Origin of the sequence: Limosilactobacillus fermentum (assembly GCF_013394085.1) — a bacterium.
Classification (GTDB): Bacteria; Bacillota; Bacilli; order Lactobacillales; family Lactobacillaceae; genus Limosilactobacillus; species Limosilactobacillus fermentum.
This window is the reverse complement of the sequence record NZ_CP040910.1, coordinates 126502-141371: the sequence shown is the minus strand read 5'-3', so window position 1 is coordinate 141371 and position 14870 is coordinate 126502. Positions and strand designations below refer to the sequence as shown.

Sequence of the window (14870 nt, the reverse complement as noted above, 5' to 3'; positions counted from 1 at the left end):
TACATTGGTACAAAACATTATTCAAGAAATTGACCGGATCGCCCAAGCGCAACCGGACTTCCCCGCCTTCGATGAGCTGGGGACTATCCACTCCTACGGCGATCTTTACCACTACTCTAATGCGCTAGCGGCGTGGTTAGACCAACAAAACTTACCCGCTAACAGCCCAATTTTGATTTACGGTGACCACCAGTTTGAAATGATGGCTTCCTTCATCGGTTGCTTAAAGGCCGGTCACGCCTACATCCCGGTGGAAACCGATTCGGCCCTGCCGCGGGTCAAGTCCATCTTAACGACCGCCGCACCGCAAATGGTGCTGGCCGTCGATGACTTCCCGGCTGACGAACTTGACTTTGCTGGCACCGTGGTCAACCACGACCAGTTAGTCGACCTGCTCCACCAAGAAGTCGACTACCAACTGGATCACTTCGTTGACGGCGACGACCTGTTTTACATCCTCTTCACGTCCGGGACGACCGGGTCACCCAAGGGGGTTGAAATCACCCACACCAACATCTGCTCCTTTGCCAGTTGGATGGTGTCTGACGCCTTCAACCTCCCCCACAACCAAACCTTCCTCGGCCAGCCGCCGTTTTCCTTTGACCTGTCGAACATGTACTGGCTACCAGCGCTGTTGACCGGGTCAACGATCAAGGCCCTGCCACGGACGGTGGTCCAAAACTTTGGCCAACTCTTTACGGTCGTGCCAAAGTTAGGCGTTTCGGTTTACGTTTCGACCCCGTCCTTTGTCGACATGCTCTTGTTGTCCCCGGACTTCAACCAAGAGAAGATGCCGGAACTCAAGTACTTCCTCTTCTGCGGGGAAGAACTGACCGTTTCGACGGCCAAGCGCTTGTTTACAAACTTCCCGGACGCCCATATCTTTAACACTTACGGGCCAACCGAAGCGGCCGTCGCCATTACCAGCGTGGAAATCACCAAGGAAATGGTTGCTACGGCCAAGCGCCTGCCGATCGGCTACGACAAGCCCAACGTCACCACTTCCATCTGGGACGATGGCAAGGAAGTGACCGAGCCAAACGTTCACGGTGAAATCATCATCGCCGGCGAGTCGGTAGCCCCCGGCTACATGAACAACCCGGAAAAAACAGCGGCTAACTTCTTCAAGCTCAACGGGGTCCAAGCTTACCGGACTGGGGACGCCGGCTACATCGATGAAGACGGGATGCGCCACATCATCGGGCGGATGGACTTCCAAATCAAGCTCCACGGTTTCCGGATCGAACTAGACGAGGTTCGCTCCAGCCTTGAGCTTAGCCAGTACGTTAAGCAAGCCGTCGCCGTACCAAAGTACGCTAAGGACGGCAAGGTTTCCCACCTGATCGCCTACATCATCGCCAAGGATAACGACTTTGCAGACGACAAGGCGCTGACCAAGGCGATCCGGGCCGACTTAAAGGATCAGATCATGGACTACATGATGCCGACCCAGTTCGTCTACGTGGATTCCTTCCCGACCTCGGCCAACGGTAAGATTGCGGTTAAGCAAATGATCGCGGAGGCTAACGAGTAATGTTAACCTGGATTCAAACCCTTCCTAATTACACCGCGTACGGAACGCCGCTTTACTTCATCTACCTGATCGTGGCGATCCTGCCCCTGTCGATCGGACTTTACTTCGGCAAGCGTTTCTCCTGGTACGAAGCCCTGATCTCCTTTATCTTCATCTTCTTGATGTTTGACGGGACCAGTTATAAGCAGGGCCTTTCCCTAATTGGTTACCTGATTTACCAGACCATCTTGGTGATCTGGTACTTCCACTACCGCCAGCAAAAAAACAGCAGCCTGGTCTTTTACGTGACCGTCGCCCTGTCGTTATTGCCGATCGTGATCGTCAAGTTCACCCCGGCCTTCGTTGGTCATAACTCCCTGCTCGGTTTCCTAGGGATTTCTTACCTAACCTTCCGGGCGGCCGGTACGATCATTGAAACCCGTGACGGGGTGGTTAAGGAGCTCAAGTGGTGGGAATTCATCCGCTTCATGCTCTTCATGCCAACCCTGACCTCGGGACCGATCGACCGCTACCGGCGCTTTGCCAAGGATTACAAGAAGGTGCCGAGCCGCGAAAAGTACCTCGAAATGCTGGGCAAGGCCGTTAAGTACCTGTTCATCGGGTTCTTATACAAGTTCGTCATCGACTACTTCTTTGCCGAACAGTGGCAGCCCTTCTTTGAACGGATGGCGATGCAACACGCTCCCCACCTCTCCTGGTGGACGGTCGGGGTCGCCTACATGTACACCGGGAACCTCTTCTTTGACTTCGCCGGTTACTCGCTGTTTGCCGTCGGGATCTCCTATTTGATGGGGGTCGAAACGCCGATGAACTTTAACCAGCCGTTCAAATCGCCCAACATCAAGGAATTCTGGAACCGTTGGCACATGACCCTGTCGTTTTGGTTCCGTGATTACATTTTCATGCGCTTCGTTTTCTTGGCCACCAAGAAACGCTGGTTTAAAAACCGTAACGTCCTCTCGTCGACAGCCTACATGCTCAACATGATGATCATGGGGTTCTGGCACGGGGTCACCTGGTATTACATCCTCTACGGGTTCTTGCACGGGTTGGCCCTGGTCGTCAACGACTGGTGGCTGCGGTACAAGCGCAAGCACTTCAAGATCAAGACCAACGCCTTTACTAAGGGCGTTGCGACCTTTATCACCTTTAACTTTGTTGTTTTCACACTGTTGATCTTCTGTGGTTTCTTAGACAAACTCTGGTTCCACCCGTTCGGGATGTAGCCGCGACTTAACATTTGGAGGTATTTACCATGATTGAAAAGATTCAAGAACTCTTAGCCCAAGCAACTGGCCGTGACGCCGCTGACTTCGCCGATGCCGACGAAAACCTCTTTGACTCCGGTTTGATCGACTCCATGGCCACCGTTCAATTCCTCTTCTCCTTGCAAGACGAATACGACATCACCGTTCCGGTGTCCGAATTTGACCGTGACGAATGGAACACGGTCAACAAGATCGCCGACCGGGTCAAGGAATTACAAGCATAAGGTAGCTGACTAATGAGCAACCGTAAAAAGCTGTGGTCAATCTTTGGCCCGCTGATCGTGGCCATCCTAATGGTGATGGTGGTCTTTTTGCTCCCCTGGAAGTTTAATAACACCCCAGCAATCGAACAAAAGGCCGCCGATTCCTTATCCGCCACGGTCTTTAAAAACCGTAACCTCAAGGTGGCGGCCCTAAGTGACAAGAAGGCTAATTACGTGCCCTTCTTTGGTTCCAGTGAACTCGCCCGGATGGACCTCTTCCACCCGTCGGTAATGGCCGCTCGTTATCACGACTACAAGCCGTTTTTGTTTGGTTCCCGGGGAACGCAATCATTGCCCCAACTCTTTAACATGGCAATGATGAACAAGCAGCTCAAGAACCGCAAGGCCGTTTACATCATCTCGCCGCAGTGGTTCGTGAAGCAAGGGGTCTCCCCCCAGGCCTTTAAGTATTACAACGGCAACTTCGCCGATTACATGTGGCTTGAACAGGCGAACCCTAAGTCCCCTTACGATCGCTACACGGCCAGCCGCTTAGTGATCCTCTTAAACGACCAGGGCTTCGTCTCCAGCCTGGCTTACAAGATTGCCTCCGGAGAAGCCTTATCCGCCGCCGACCGGGCTAACCTCAAGGTCCGCTTGACCTTCTTGTCTCACGAAGACCAGCTCTTCTCGGGCTTCTTCTTGAACAACAACTACGGCAATAAGATTGCCCCGCAAATCACCCAGTTGCCACGCCAGTACAACTACCAAAAGTTGATGACGATGGCCAAGCAAATGCACGCCGAACAATCGACCAACAACCAGTTTGGGATCCTAAACCCCTTTTACTCCAAGCGCCTAAAGAAGAGCGTCAAGAACTTAAAGGGGGCCCAAAAGAACTTTACCTACCTGCAATCACCGGAATATAACGACCTAGAAGTGGTCTTAAAGCAGTTCCAAAAGAACAACACCGACGTGATTTTCATGATCACCCCGGTTAACACTAAGTGGGAAAAGTACACCGGTATGTCAATGAAGATGTACGAACAAACGGTCAAAAAGATCAAGTTCCAGTTGCAATCGCAAGGCTTTAACAACATCCTGGATTACTCCAAGGACGGGGCCAAGAAGGGCTTCATGCAGGATACGATCCACCTCGGCTGGGCCGGCTGGGTCAAGTTTGACCACCAGGTTTCGGCCTTCATCGAAAATAAGCAACCGGCGCCCAACTACAAGTTAAACGACGCCTTCTTATCAACTAAGTGGGCCAACTTGAAGCCAAGCACCACCAACCTCGATAACTTTGAACAGAATTACTTGAAGTAAAGTGGGGGATGACCAACCTATCAAGCAAGCCGTGGGCTAAGTCAGCCTTGCCCACTTACTTCTATCGTCGAGCATCATAAAACGGGACCTACCGCAACATGCGGTTGGGTCCCGTTTTTTTAGTTATTTAAAGCCCGCAAAGGCCTCTTCGATGATTTGGTATTCGCTGGACGTCAGTTCCAGTTGGAGCGCCGCGGCGTTTTGGACGACCTGGTCCGGTTGCTTGGCGCCGGGAATGACGGCGGTGATGAGTGGGTTTTGCATATACCAGGCCAAGACGACCTGACTGACCGTGGCCCCGTGGCTAGCGGCAATTGTCCGGACCACCGCTAGGGCGCCGCGGATTTTCCCAAAGCGGGGCTCCCTAAAATCGGCCATCGTGCTGCGGATGTCATCGGCCGGGAAGCTGGTCGCCTGGTTGTACTTACCGGTCAACAGGCCCGAAGCTAGCGGGAAGTAAGGGACAAAGGAGATCCCCTGCTCCTTTAAGTAGGGCATTAGGTCGCGGGCGTTTTGCTGGTGGAGGAGGGAAAACTCGTCTTCCACCACGTCGACGTAACCATCGGCGTTGGCCTCTTTGACCTGCGCCAAGGAGAAGTTCGACAGGCCAATCGCCCGAATCTTCCCCGCTTCTTTGAGCCGCTGCAAAGCACCGACCGCCTCGGCCTTGGGGGTGTCTTGGTCGGGGTAGTGGATATAAAAGATGTCTAAGTAGTCGGTGCCCAGGCGCTGGAGGCTTTTTTCGACCTGCTGGGTCAAAAAGTCCGGGTGGTTGTTGATGACCCGGTCGCCGGTCGAATAATCGTGGGCACCCTTACTAGCGAGGGCAAAGGAGTAACGGTCGTAGTCTTGAATCGCCTCGCCAATTAGGGTTTCGGAGTGGCCCAGCCCGTAGACGTAAGCCGTGTCGATCAAGTGGATCCCGTGATCCAGGGCGGCCCGGGCCACGCTAAGGCCTTGCTCATCATTCAACTGGGGAAAGAGGTTGTACCCGCCCACGGCGTTAGCCCCTAAACCGAGGGGCGTTGCGACCACCCCGGAGTGCCCAAACTCAACTTCTGCTTGCATCTGTGACGCCACCTTTCCAATCTCGCGTTAATTCAAAGTTCATTATACTCTCTGAAAACGCTTGCGCCAATTCGGAAAGGGCATTGGCTAGTCAACCACCTCAGAGGTAGCGGCTTGGCGAACCCGCCAGGCGTGAACACCTAGACCGAGCACTAAGCCGACCAGTGCGGGTACGACCCAGGAGAGCCCTAGGCCGGACAGCGGCAACAGGTCGCGCCAGGTGGCGACCAGTTTCCCAAAGGCGGAGGCTGAAACCACGCTCGGGAAGGCGACCACCATGTCCCCCAGGGCTGGCACGATCGTCATTACCACCACGAAGGCGTAGACGACCCCATCGCGGGTCAACCACCACTGACTAAAGTCAGTGGCTTGTGAGCCGAATATCATCACGGATTTCGAACCACAATTTGCGTAGATAGGGACAACTTATTTGACCAACTGAAATTGTAATCAAACAGCGGTCGTCTAATTACCAACGCCTTTTATGTCCCCAGGTTGCCATAGGGACAGATAAGCTAGGCTAGTTTAGCTATTCCCTTATCAAGAATGTTTTTAGCTGCGTTCCAGTCACGAATATGGTGAATACCACAGTTAGGACAAGTCCAGTTTCTATCATCTAATGTTAGTTTGTCCGTCCCATTAGTGCCCATTACAAAGCCACAATCGCGACATGTTTGGGTAGTATTTCTTGGGTTGATTGTGATAAATTGACGCCCATAAAGCTTTGCTTTATAAGCCAACATGCCAAGAAATGTTCGCCAGCCAACGTCAGAAATACTAAGTGCCAAAGCATGATTTTTAAGCAAATTCTTGCTACGCAACTCCTCGGCTACTACTAAATCGTGGTTCTTGATTAATGCGGTAGAAATTTGTTGGAGAAAATTATGCCTTTGGTTCATTACCTTGGCATGGAGTTTAGCGACTAACAAGCGCTGTTTTTGATAATTTTTACTATCTCGTAAAGAACGATGTTCTTTTTTTGCACGTTGTTGCCGTCTAGATAAAATGCGCTGTTCTTTGGCTAATTTGCCTTTAATAGTGCGGTAATATCGTGGATTAGGAACTATGTTGCCTTCACTGTCGGTTAAGAAGTTATCAGTATTAAGATCAATTCCAACATGTCCATGAGTAGCTTTGGACACTTTAACAAAAGATTCATCTGAAGCTAACTGCATTGATAAAAAGAAGCGATCCGCTGAATCTTTAGTCAACGTCACGGTACCAATTCTAGTCTCGCATATTCTTTTCAAAAGCCGTGCTTGCGAACCGGCAACACGTAACAGTCCTATTTTAGGTACTTTGACATGACTATTATCTAGAAAACAGACTGTACCGTTAGTTAGCAACGCATTTTTTTGCCCCGGGTATTGACAATTGGTTTGATACCGCCAGTGATAACTCTTTCGATGAAATTTGGGAACGCCAGTGGCGTGAACCTTCCGAAAAGCATTCCAAGCTTTTCGATAGTTCTGAATGGCATTAGCTTTCGTCAAACTATCAATTCGTTTATCTTCTAAGAATTGATAGTGATTAGACATTTGCTTAGCGTTTTGGCGCATAGTTAGTTGCTTAATACGATCCTGAACTATGTCAATCGGTAGCTTAACTCTGCGAAGCTGCATCAGTTCCTTATTGATCGCAACCATTTCGTTATAGATAAAGCGACTAGCGTCACTGTTGATTTTAATCAACTGCTTTTGTTGGTCACTAGGATAGCAGCGCATTTTTAGGCCATAATGATATTTCATTTTTGCCATTGACTTCATTTGATTTCACCTCCTTTATTGACATGATAACATTATATCATGATGTCAATGTATTAACAAAGGAGAGCATATTATGACTAAAGAAAAAATCAAAGATGCCATTTATACTCGTCGTTATATCTATAATTTCCATTATCATTTGATCTGGGTAACTAAGTATCGCAATCAGACTTTTACAACCGAGGTCTTATCTAACGAAATGAAAGCTATCTTGCAGCAAGTTGCAGATGACAATGACATCGTAATCGAAAAGATGGAAGTCATGCCGGATCACATTCATATGCTGATCAGTTTTCCGCCAAGCAAAGCTCCGGCTAGTGCCATTAAGGCGCTCAAAGGACGTAGTGCCTATATTTTTTTACAGAATCATCCAGAAATACGATGTAGCCAATATTGGGGCGGTCATCTTTGGTCGCCGAGTTACTATATGAGTACATTGGGCAATATGAGCAAAGAAGTTGTCGAGAAATATATCAATGACCAAAAATATACAGAAACAAACAAAAAGCCCCATAAAGGGGCTCAATAGTGGCCTATCCATCCCATGACTAAAGTCACGGGATTTCCGGCTAATATTAATTAAAGAAGGGCGAAAAGACCGATAAAAGGATCAAGACCATTGCCAGCGGGTACAAGAACATCAGCATCGGCGTTGACCAGGCGATGATTTGTTGGAGGCCGAAGTTAGCGATCACAAAGGAGGCCAAGGTCGTCAGGGTCAGCCAGGCGTGGTAGGAAAGCTGCGGGAAGTGCTTGTGGAAGTCCTGGGCAAAGGAGGCCACTAAGCCAACCGCCGTCGTCAAACAGGTGACGGTGATTAAGACGGCTAAGACCGCTTGGCCAAAGGCGCCCCCGTAGTAGTTGACCAGTTGGGTGAAGGCGACCCCACCGTCAGCGGATAGCTTGAAGCGGCCCAAAGACATCGCCCCGACCACGATTAAGAGCAAGTAGATTAAGGCAACGCCGGCCATCGCCAAGAACCCGGATTTGGCAACCACCTTGGAAACGGCGCCGGCACGCTTTTGCCCCATTTGGCGCACGGCGGTTACCACCGTCACCCAAAAGGCCAAGCCGGCCAAGACGTCCATCGTGTTGTACCCCTGCAAGAAGCCGTTGACGACCGAGCCACGGACGTAAGCGGCGGTTGCCGTCGTCGTCATTGGGTTACCCAGCGGCCGCAAGAAGGCCACCAAAAACATCAAGAACAAGAGGACCATAAACTAATCCAAACGCAAGTCAGTAACGAAAAAGCGCCCCCTAACCGGAAACTCCGGTTAAGGGACGCTTTGCGTGGTACCACCCTGGTCTTTGCCGGCCCATCGCTAGGCCAACCTTACTGCGTACGGCCCAGTAGGCGATACGCGCACACGATAATAGGTGTGTAACCACTGAACCTTGGTTGGCTCAGGCTCGAAAGTGATTTTCACACGGCAACCTTCCGGCCCCCTTCCACCAACCGGGGCTCGCTTGCGGTATCACCATGCTACTCTTCTTTCTCATTGCGTTCGGACGATTCAATTTATGTGAATAATTCTAGCGGCGCCCTCATTATTCGTCAATCCCTTTCTCATAATTTCCCCAAAAAGTTTTCGTCCGGCGGGTGTGCTAAAATAGGAAAGCACCAAACTGTCCGTTACAAATTAAGAGGTATTAACATGCAAAAACCAACACACCGTAATTTCAAGCGGCGGCCCAAGCGCTACGCCCACCCGGTCGACGCTAAGGTCGGCGACCGCTTCCCCCTGTCAATTAAAAAACTCGGGGTCGAGGGGCAAGGAATCGGCTACTTCAAACACAAAGTCTGCTTTGTCCCCGGCGCCCTGCCGGGAGAAGTCGTCGTCGCTGAAGTCACCGTCGTCCACGACAACTACTTAGAGGCCAAGCTCCACCAACTCCGCCAACCCAGCCCGGACCGGGTCACACCTAAGGACGCCTACGCTGGGCTGGCCGGGGGCTTTGAACTCGAAACCCTGGCCTACGACAAGCAACTGGCCTTTAAAAAGCAGGTAGTCTTAGAGGCACTGGCCAAGTTCAAGCCCCTGGGTTACCGCCACTACTGGGTTAAGGATACCCTGGCCGCCCCGCACCCCTACGGCTACCGTAACAAGGCCCAGTTCCAGGTCCGCATGCAAGATGGGCACGTGGTGGCGGGACTCTACCAAGCCGACAGCCACACCGTCGTTGACATGCAAACCTGCGCCGTTCAAATGCCGGGGACGATGAAGGTCATCAACACCCTGGTCAAACTGATTGAGGAATTGGCGATCCCGGTTTATAACGAAGCCAACCAGTCCGGGATCATCAAGACCCTGGCGGTCCGCGAATCGCTGGCGACCGGACAAATTCAGGTGGCCATCATTACCAACACGGCCAAGTTGATCAAAAAACACGCCCTCTTGGTGGCGATTGAAGACCAACTCCCCGAAGTCACCTCGGTGGTCCAAAACGTCAACCCCGGCGACACCCCCCTGGTTTGGGGCGACGAGACCACCCTCTTGTACGGGCAAGACTACATCACCGAGAGCCTGATGGGGCTGGACTTCCGCCTGTCGGCACGGTCATTTTTGCAGCTCAACCCGGAACAAACCGAGGTTCTATACGAAGAAGCGGCTAAGGCCCTGGACCTGTCCAAGGACGACACCCTGATCGACGCCTACGCCGGGATCGGGACGATCGGCCTGTCCTTAGCCAACCGGGTCAAGCAAGTGATCGGGATGGAGACGATCGCCGACGCCGTCCAAGACGCCAACAATAACGCTACCTTAAACGGGGTCACCAACGCCCGCTACGAAGTCGGCCCGGCCGAAGAGCTCCTGCCGAAATGGCGCAGTCAGGGCCAACACTTTGACGCCCTGGTGGTTGACCCGCCGCGGACCGGGCTGGACAACGCCTTGATCGATACGATCCTCCAGGAAAAGCCGGCCAAGTTTGCCTACGTCTCCTGCAATATGGCCACCTTGGCCCGTAACCTAGCCCGCCTGGTCCCGACCTACCGGGTTGCTTACATCCAGCCGGTCGACATGCTACCGCAAACGCCCCGGTGCGAAGCGGTGGTTAAGTTGGTCTTGAATGAAGATTAGAAGTGCGGACCAACTATCAGCAGGCCGTGGGCTAAGGCCTAGACACAGGTTAGCGCGCCAGCGGTGTTCTGTGGCTGGACTTAGCCACTAGGTCTGCGGTTGGGGAGTACGTTATTAGAAGTGCGACTCAACCTCCTCGACGGGCCGTGGGCTAAGCAAGGCAGCACATCCCACACCGTGCTGAGCCACTAGTAAATAAGTCAGTAGATGGACCCCCGTCCTAAAGCCAAAATCCGGGTACCCACAACATTGCGTGGTACCCGGATTTTGTTGATTTAAAGGTTGGTAACCGCTCGCCGTTACTCAAAAAAGGCCGGGATCAAGCGCTTGTAAGCTTCAATCGTTGCCTCAAAAGAAGACAGGGTGGTGTACTCGTTAACTTGGTGGGAAATGTTCCAGTCGTCGGCCCCCAGTAAAATCACCGGCAGGTCGTGGTGGTGCTTGACGAAAACCGAAGCGTCGGTCGCCCCGTGGATGACCCCGAGTTCTGGGGTCGCGTGCCCCGGGTACTTTGCAAAGGCCTCCTGGCTAGCTTGTAGGGCCCGCTTGACAAAGTCACCGTTGGGATCGGAGGCCACCGGGCGCCAGGAGTGGAGCACTTCCAGGGTTAAATGGGTAGCACCCTCCTGGTTAAGACGGTCCACGGCGGCCTGCAAACGGGCGGTAACGTGGTCGTTATCAAAGCGCATCGTGGGGCGGATGTTCCCCCGCAGTTCCGCGTAGTCCGGGATCGTGTTGACCTGCTCGCCCCCTTGAATAATCGTCACCGAGTGCTTGAGCGGCCCCAGGCAGGGGTCATCCGGAACGTCAAAGAAGAGGTCGCGTTCGGCCAGGGCAAAGTCGACCAGGGGCTCCAGGGCATTTTGGCCGCGTTCCGGTTCCGAAGAGTGCACCGCCCGGCCAGTTGAAACGATCCGGTAGTTGTAGCTTCCCGAGTGGGCGTAGATGACGTTCCCGCTGGTGGGCTCCCCGACCACCAGGGCGTTCAGGTCCTTAGCCACCCCCGCTTCTTCCAGGCGGTTAGCACCCGGGGTCCCGTACTCCTCACCGGCCGTAGCGATGAAGCGGACGTGACCAGTCAGGGTTCCTGATTCAACCAATTCAATCAGGGCAATCACCTGGGCGGCCAGGCCCGACTTCATGTCGGCGGCCCCTCGTCCGTACAGGCGGTCCCCTTCAATCGTGGCGCTCAGGGGGGCGTGGTGCCACTTCTTTTCATCGCCCAGGGCGACCGTGTCCATGTGGCCGGTGATCCCCAGGATTGGTTTACCGGCGCCCACCTCTACAATCAGGTTGGCCCGCTGCTCGCCGAAGGGCTGGACGTCGGCCGTCAACCCGTGCTGTTCAAACAGGCGGCGCAAGTAATTGGCCACTTCTAGTTCATTGCCGTTGATACTATTAATTTTGACCAGGTCGCTAAGCACCCGGGTCCGTTCGATTTGATCCATCATTAATTTCCTCCATTGAAAAAAGGGGCCGAGAAAAGTTAGTTTTTCCCGGCCCCGATGCGATTTTAAATATTAGAAAAATGTCATGCTCCCATAACGTGCTCCCCAGCCACAGGCCTAGTGGCTAAGTCTGGCCACAGAACACCGCTGACGCGCTAACCTGTGACCTATCCTTAGCCCACGGCCTGTTTGGTAGGTTGGGTCGTACTCCCTTTACCGTGCCTGGTGATTAAGGCGTTGCGCCAACCAGTCCCCGACCAACTGCACGATCAGGACTAACAACAAGACCAAGAGGGTGGCTACCAGGGTAACGTCATTGTTGAACCGGTTGTAACCGTAGGAAATGGCGGTGTTCCCCAGTCCCCCGGCCCCGATGGCCCCGGCCATCGCGGTCAGGCCAATCAATGAGATCAGGGTCACCGTGGAGACCCGAACCAGTTCGGAGCGGGCTTCGCGGATGTAGACGTCAAAGATGATGTCGGTGTTAGTAGCACCCAAGGCCTGGGCCGCTTCCACCTTCCCGCTGTCGACCGATTCAAGGGCGACTTGGACTTGCCGGGCAAAGAAGGGAAAGACCCCGAGTGACAGTGGCACCAGGGCCGCCGTCATCCCGATTTGGGTCCCGACTAACAGCTGGGTGAACGGTGCAATGAAGGCCAATAAGATAATGAAGGGGATCGCCCGGAATAAGGAGACCACCTTATCGCAAAGGCCAAACCAAAAGGCGTTTTCTAAGATGCCGCCCGGCTTGGTAATCACCAGGGCGACCCCGAAGATCAACCCCAGGATCCCCCCAAAAATTGCCGGCCAAAAGGTCATGTACAGGGTCTGGACGATCGACGTTCCCCACCCGGTATCGCCGGTCCAGCCGAGTTGAACCACGTTGGGCATGTAATGCGTTAAGAAACTAGTCATTCCAAATCCCCCGATCATCAATTTGCGTTACTTCCACCTGATTATCATTCAAGAACTGAAGGGCGCCGGCCTGTTGATTATCATCACCGGTTACGATCACAAAGAGGGTCCCGACCGGTTCGTCGCCTAAGACCTCAATGTTACCGTAGAGCATCGAAACGTCGACCCCGCTTTGCCGGTAGAGCTCCAAGATGATCGACTTAGTGACCGTCTTGGCCGAGAAGACCAGCTGGTAGAGGCGCTCGTTTGCGGCCAGGGTGCCCAGGTTGAAGGCCTTCAAAGTTTCGATGGCGGCCAGGGAGCCACCCACGAACTGGCGGGTTAGTTCCTGCTTTGGCCGCAGGTAAATGTCGCGCAGGCTGCCCTGTTCGATAATCACCCCGTGTTGCATGACGGCAATCTTGTTGGCCACCCGCTTGACGGCCTCCATTTCGTGGGTGATCAAGACGATCGTCAAGCCCAGCTTCTTGTTCAAGTCGCGCAAGAGGTCCAAGATCTGGTTGGTCGTCCGCGGGTCCAGGGCGCTGGTCGCTTCGTCTGAAATCAGGATTTCCGGGTCGTTAGCCAGGGCACGGGCGATCGCCACCCGTTGCTGTTCCCCCCCGGACAGCTGTACCGGGAAGGCCTGGGCCTTGTCCTTTAAGCCAACCAGTTCCAGCAGGTTCAAGGCCTTTTCTTGGGCCTCCTTGTCCTTTAGCTTGGCGTGTTTGAGGGCAAACAAGACATTGTCCACCACCGTCGTTTCGTTCAACAGGTTGAAGTGCTGAAAAATCATTCCGATATTCCGGCGCTTGGCCTGTAATTCGGCATTGCTGACTTGTTGGGCGTGGTCTTTAAACAAGACCGTTCCGCCAACGGTCACCGTTCCCTCGGTGGGCTTTTGCAAGAGGTTGATCGTTCGAACTAGGGTCGACTTCCCGGCCCCCGAGTAACCAACCACCCCGTAAATATCGCCCTTTTCGACGTGCAAGTTGACGTCCGAAACGGCCCGGACCGGTTCCCCCTTCTTTTGGGGGAAGGTTACATCAATGTGGTCTAATGAAATAATGTCTGCCATATTCTCCCTCACGCTTTCTGTGGTCTTACTTTAACTTCAGGTCCCAGGCAGGAATTTCCTTGTTACCGTATTCCTTTTGGATAACCTTCTTCACTTGGCTCGTGTGGTAAGCCTTAACAACGTCCTTGTAAGCTTCCTTGTTGGCGTCAGACTTCTTAGCGGCGATCAAGTTAATCCATTGTTCGGAGTCCTTGTTAACTGGTTCCGTGTAGATGATTTCGCTGTCCGGTAACTTAGCGGCCACGGCGTAGTTGGTGTTAACCACGGCGGCGTCAACGTCGTCTAAGGTCCGGGCCGTTTGTTCAGCGGCGACTTCTTTGATCTTCAAGTTCTTCGGGTTGTCCTGGATGTCTTTAACCGTTGCTAAGGAACCGGCGCTGGTCTTTAAGGTAATCAAGCCGGCGTTCTTGAGCAAGAAGAGGGCCCGGGATTCGTTGGAGGCGTCGTTTGGCACGGCGATCGTTGCCCCGTCCGGCAGGTCCTTAACGTCAGTCACCTTCTTGGAGTAAAGGTGAATTGGGGTGATGAAGGTCTTCCCAATTGATACCAAAGTCCCCTTGTTAGCCTTGTTCCAAGCGTCTAAGAAGGCCTGGTGTTGGAAGGCGTTCAAGTCCACATCCCCGTTTTGCAGGGCCTTGTTTGGTTGGTTGTAATCGGAGAAGTTCTTGAGCTTAACCGTGACCCCGTACTTGTCCTTGGCCACCTTGGCAATTTCTTTCCAGATGGCTTCGTCCTGACTGGTTTGACCAACCACCCCGACGGTAACCGTCTTGCTACTGGTTTGCGAACTGTGACCAAATGAGAACCAACCGATCACGACAATCACCACAGCCACGACGACCCAGATAATCCAATTTTTATTCTTCATAATTATGCTCCCCTTTTGTTTTTTCTTTGTGTCTCTCGAACGGGTCAACCATCAAAAAAAGCACCCGCCCCGATCCATTGATCAAGGGCGAGTGCTTCGCGTTACCACCTTAATTCGCTACCACCTCACGGCTGGTAGCCTTAGCGGGTTACTCCTCAAGGAATTACCCTGCACTGATAACGTGTGCAACTCCGTCACCAACTAACTATCGCCGGTGCCATTCCAAGCCCATCTTCACCGCCTTAAGCTGTTCCCTTCCACCAACCGGAAACTCTCTTGCTAGCCGCTAACGATTACTCTGCTTTTCGATATGTTTTAGCGTTCGATTAATTTGTTA

12 protein-coding genes, 2 pseudogenes and 1 other annotated feature are annotated in these 14870 nt (G+C 52.9%); of the genes and pseudogenes, 6 read left to right on the top strand and 8 right to left on the bottom strand.

Annotated elements, in window-relative coordinates:
- Positions 1-4 precede the first annotated feature (4 nt).
- Genes dltA through dltD form a run of 4 tightly spaced genes read left to right on the top strand, consistent with a single transcriptional unit; the run spans position 5 to position 4331 of the window.
- Positions 5-1534 carry a D-alanine--poly(phosphoribitol) ligase subunit DltA gene (dltA, locus tag FG166_RS00645; RefSeq protein ID WP_003682392.1) on the top strand — a complete coding sequence of 510 codons (1530 nt, stop codon included), beginning with the start codon at positions 5-7 and terminating at the stop codon, positions 1532-1534.
- The gene (gene dltB, locus FG166_RS00640) at positions 1534-2760 is read left to right on the top strand and encodes a D-alanyl-lipoteichoic acid biosynthesis protein DltB (RefSeq protein ID WP_003682390.1); all 1227 of its coding nucleotides are present in this window, start codon (positions 1534-1536) and stop codon (positions 2758-2760) included. The genes dltA and dltB overlap by 1 nt, the downstream gene beginning before the upstream one ends.
- A gap of 29 nt (positions 2761-2789) precedes the next feature.
- On the top strand, positions 2790-3026 hold the full coding sequence (dltC, locus tag FG166_RS00635; RefSeq protein WP_003682388.1) for a D-alanine--poly(phosphoribitol) ligase subunit DltC: 237 nt from the start codon (positions 2790-2792) through the stop codon (positions 3024-3026).
- Positions 3027-3038: 12 nt separating this feature from the next.
- Positions 3039-4331, top strand: a complete 1293-nt coding sequence (gene dltD, locus FG166_RS00630) for a D-alanyl-lipoteichoic acid biosynthesis protein DltD (protein WP_003682387.1) — start codon at positions 3039-3041, stop codon at positions 4329-4331.
- Between the two features lie 123 nt (positions 4332-4454).
- Here the strand turns inward: dltD and FG166_RS00625 are convergent, their stop codons facing one another.
- The 3 genes and pseudogenes from FG166_RS00625 to FG166_RS00615 all read right to left on the bottom strand — a co-directional run bounded on the left by FG166_RS00625 (position 4455) and on the right by FG166_RS00615 (position 7165).
- Positions 4455-5399, bottom strand: coding sequence for an aldo/keto reductase (locus tag FG166_RS00625; protein WP_003682386.1), 945 nt, complete (start codon positions 5397-5399; stop codon positions 4455-4457).
- Between the two features lie 87 nt (positions 5400-5486).
- A pseudogene (locus FG166_RS00620) lies at positions 5487-5738 on the bottom strand (branched-chain amino acid transport system II carrier protein); the annotation flags it as partial.
- A gap of 176 nt (positions 5739-5914) precedes the next feature.
- Positions 5915-7165, bottom strand: coding sequence for an RNA-guided endonuclease InsQ/TnpB family protein (locus FG166_RS00615; RefSeq protein WP_054173696.1), 1251 nt, complete (start codon positions 7163-7165; stop codon positions 5915-5917).
- Positions 7166-7238: 73 nt separating this feature from the next.
- On the opposite strand from FG166_RS00615, the gene tnpA reads away from it, so the two are divergent.
- Positions 7239-7694 (top strand): IS200/IS605 family transposase, encoded by a 456-nt coding sequence (tnpA, locus tag FG166_RS00610; protein WP_015638493.1) that lies wholly within the window; start codon positions 7239-7241, stop codon positions 7692-7694.
- 52 nt (positions 7695-7746) lie between these two features.
- Here the strand turns inward: tnpA and FG166_RS00605 are convergent.
- Positions 7747-8385: pseudogene (locus FG166_RS00605) on the bottom strand (branched-chain amino acid transport system II carrier protein); the annotation flags it as partial.
- 435 nt (positions 8386-8820) lie between these two features.
- Between FG166_RS00605 and rlmD the strand changes: the two are divergent.
- Positions 8821-10245 (top strand): 23S rRNA (uracil(1939)-C(5))-methyltransferase RlmD, encoded by a 1425-nt coding sequence (rlmD, locus tag FG166_RS00600; RefSeq protein ID WP_003682382.1) that lies wholly within the window; start codon positions 8821-8823, stop codon positions 10243-10245.
- Between the two features lie 299 nt (positions 10246-10544).
- On the opposite strand, the gene FG166_RS00595 is transcribed toward rlmD, so the two are convergent.
- The 4 genes from FG166_RS00595 to FG166_RS00580 form a co-directional block, all read right to left on the bottom strand.
- Positions 10545-11693 carry an ArgE/DapE family deacylase gene (locus FG166_RS00595; RefSeq protein ID WP_035430891.1) on the bottom strand — a complete coding sequence of 383 codons (1149 nt, stop codon included), beginning with the start codon at positions 11691-11693 and terminating at the stop codon, positions 10545-10547.
- Between the two features lie 213 nt (positions 11694-11906).
- Positions 11907-12608: a methionine ABC transporter permease gene (locus tag FG166_RS00590; protein ID WP_003682378.1), complete on the bottom strand. Its 702-nt coding sequence runs from the start codon at positions 12606-12608 to the stop codon at positions 11907-11909.
- The gene (locus FG166_RS00585) at positions 12601-13665 is read right to left on the bottom strand and encodes a methionine ABC transporter ATP-binding protein (RefSeq protein WP_003682376.1); all 1065 of its coding nucleotides are present in this window, start codon (positions 13663-13665) and stop codon (positions 12601-12603) included. Before FG166_RS00585 ends, FG166_RS00590 begins: the two co-directional genes overlap by 8 nt.
- A gap of 25 nt (positions 13666-13690) precedes the next feature.
- The gene (locus FG166_RS00580) at positions 13691-14533 is read right to left on the bottom strand and encodes a MetQ/NlpA family ABC transporter substrate-binding protein (RefSeq protein ID WP_003682375.1); all 843 of its coding nucleotides are present in this window, start codon (positions 14531-14533) and stop codon (positions 13691-13693) included.
- 80 nt (positions 14534-14613) lie between these two features.
- Positions 14614-14851: a binding site (T-box leader), on the bottom strand.
- Between the last annotated feature and the right edge of the window lie 19 nt (positions 14852-14870).

Coding starts and splice junctions, on each gene's coding strand:
- dltB (WP_003682390.1), top strand. CDS start 1,534: ATGTTAACCTGGATTCAAACCCTTCCTAATTACACCGCGTACGGAACG.
- dltC (WP_003682388.1), top strand. CDS start 2,790: ATGATTGAAAAGATTCAAGAACTCTTAGCCCAAGCAACTGGCCGTGAC.
- dltD (WP_003682387.1), top strand. CDS start 3,039: ATGAGCAACCGTAAAAAGCTGTGGTCAATCTTTGGCCCGCTGATCGTG.
- FG166_RS00625 (WP_003682386.1), bottom strand. CDS start 5,399: ATGCAAGCAGAAGTTGAGTTTGGGCACTCCGGGGTGGTCGCAACGCCC.
- FG166_RS00615 (WP_054173696.1), bottom strand. CDS start 7,165: ATGAAGTCAATGGCAAAAATGAAATATCATTATGGCCTAAAAATGCGC.
- tnpA (WP_015638493.1), top strand. CDS start 7,239: ATGACTAAAGAAAAAATCAAAGATGCCATTTATACTCGTCGTTATATC.
- rlmD (WP_003682382.1), top strand. CDS start 8,821: ATGCAAAAACCAACACACCGTAATTTCAAGCGGCGGCCCAAGCGCTAC.
- FG166_RS00595 (WP_035430891.1), bottom strand. CDS start 11,693: ATGGATCAAATCGAACGGACCCGGGTGCTTAGCGACCTGGTCAAAATT.
- FG166_RS00590 (WP_003682378.1), bottom strand. CDS start 12,608: ATGACTAGTTTCTTAACGCATTACATGCCCAACGTGGTTCAACTCGGC.
- FG166_RS00585 (WP_003682376.1), bottom strand. CDS start 13,665: ATGGCAGACATTATTTCATTAGACCACATTGATGTAACCTTCCCCCAA.
- FG166_RS00580 (WP_003682375.1), bottom strand. CDS start 14,533: ATGAAGAATAAAAATTGGATTATCTGGGTCGTCGTGGCTGTGGTGATT.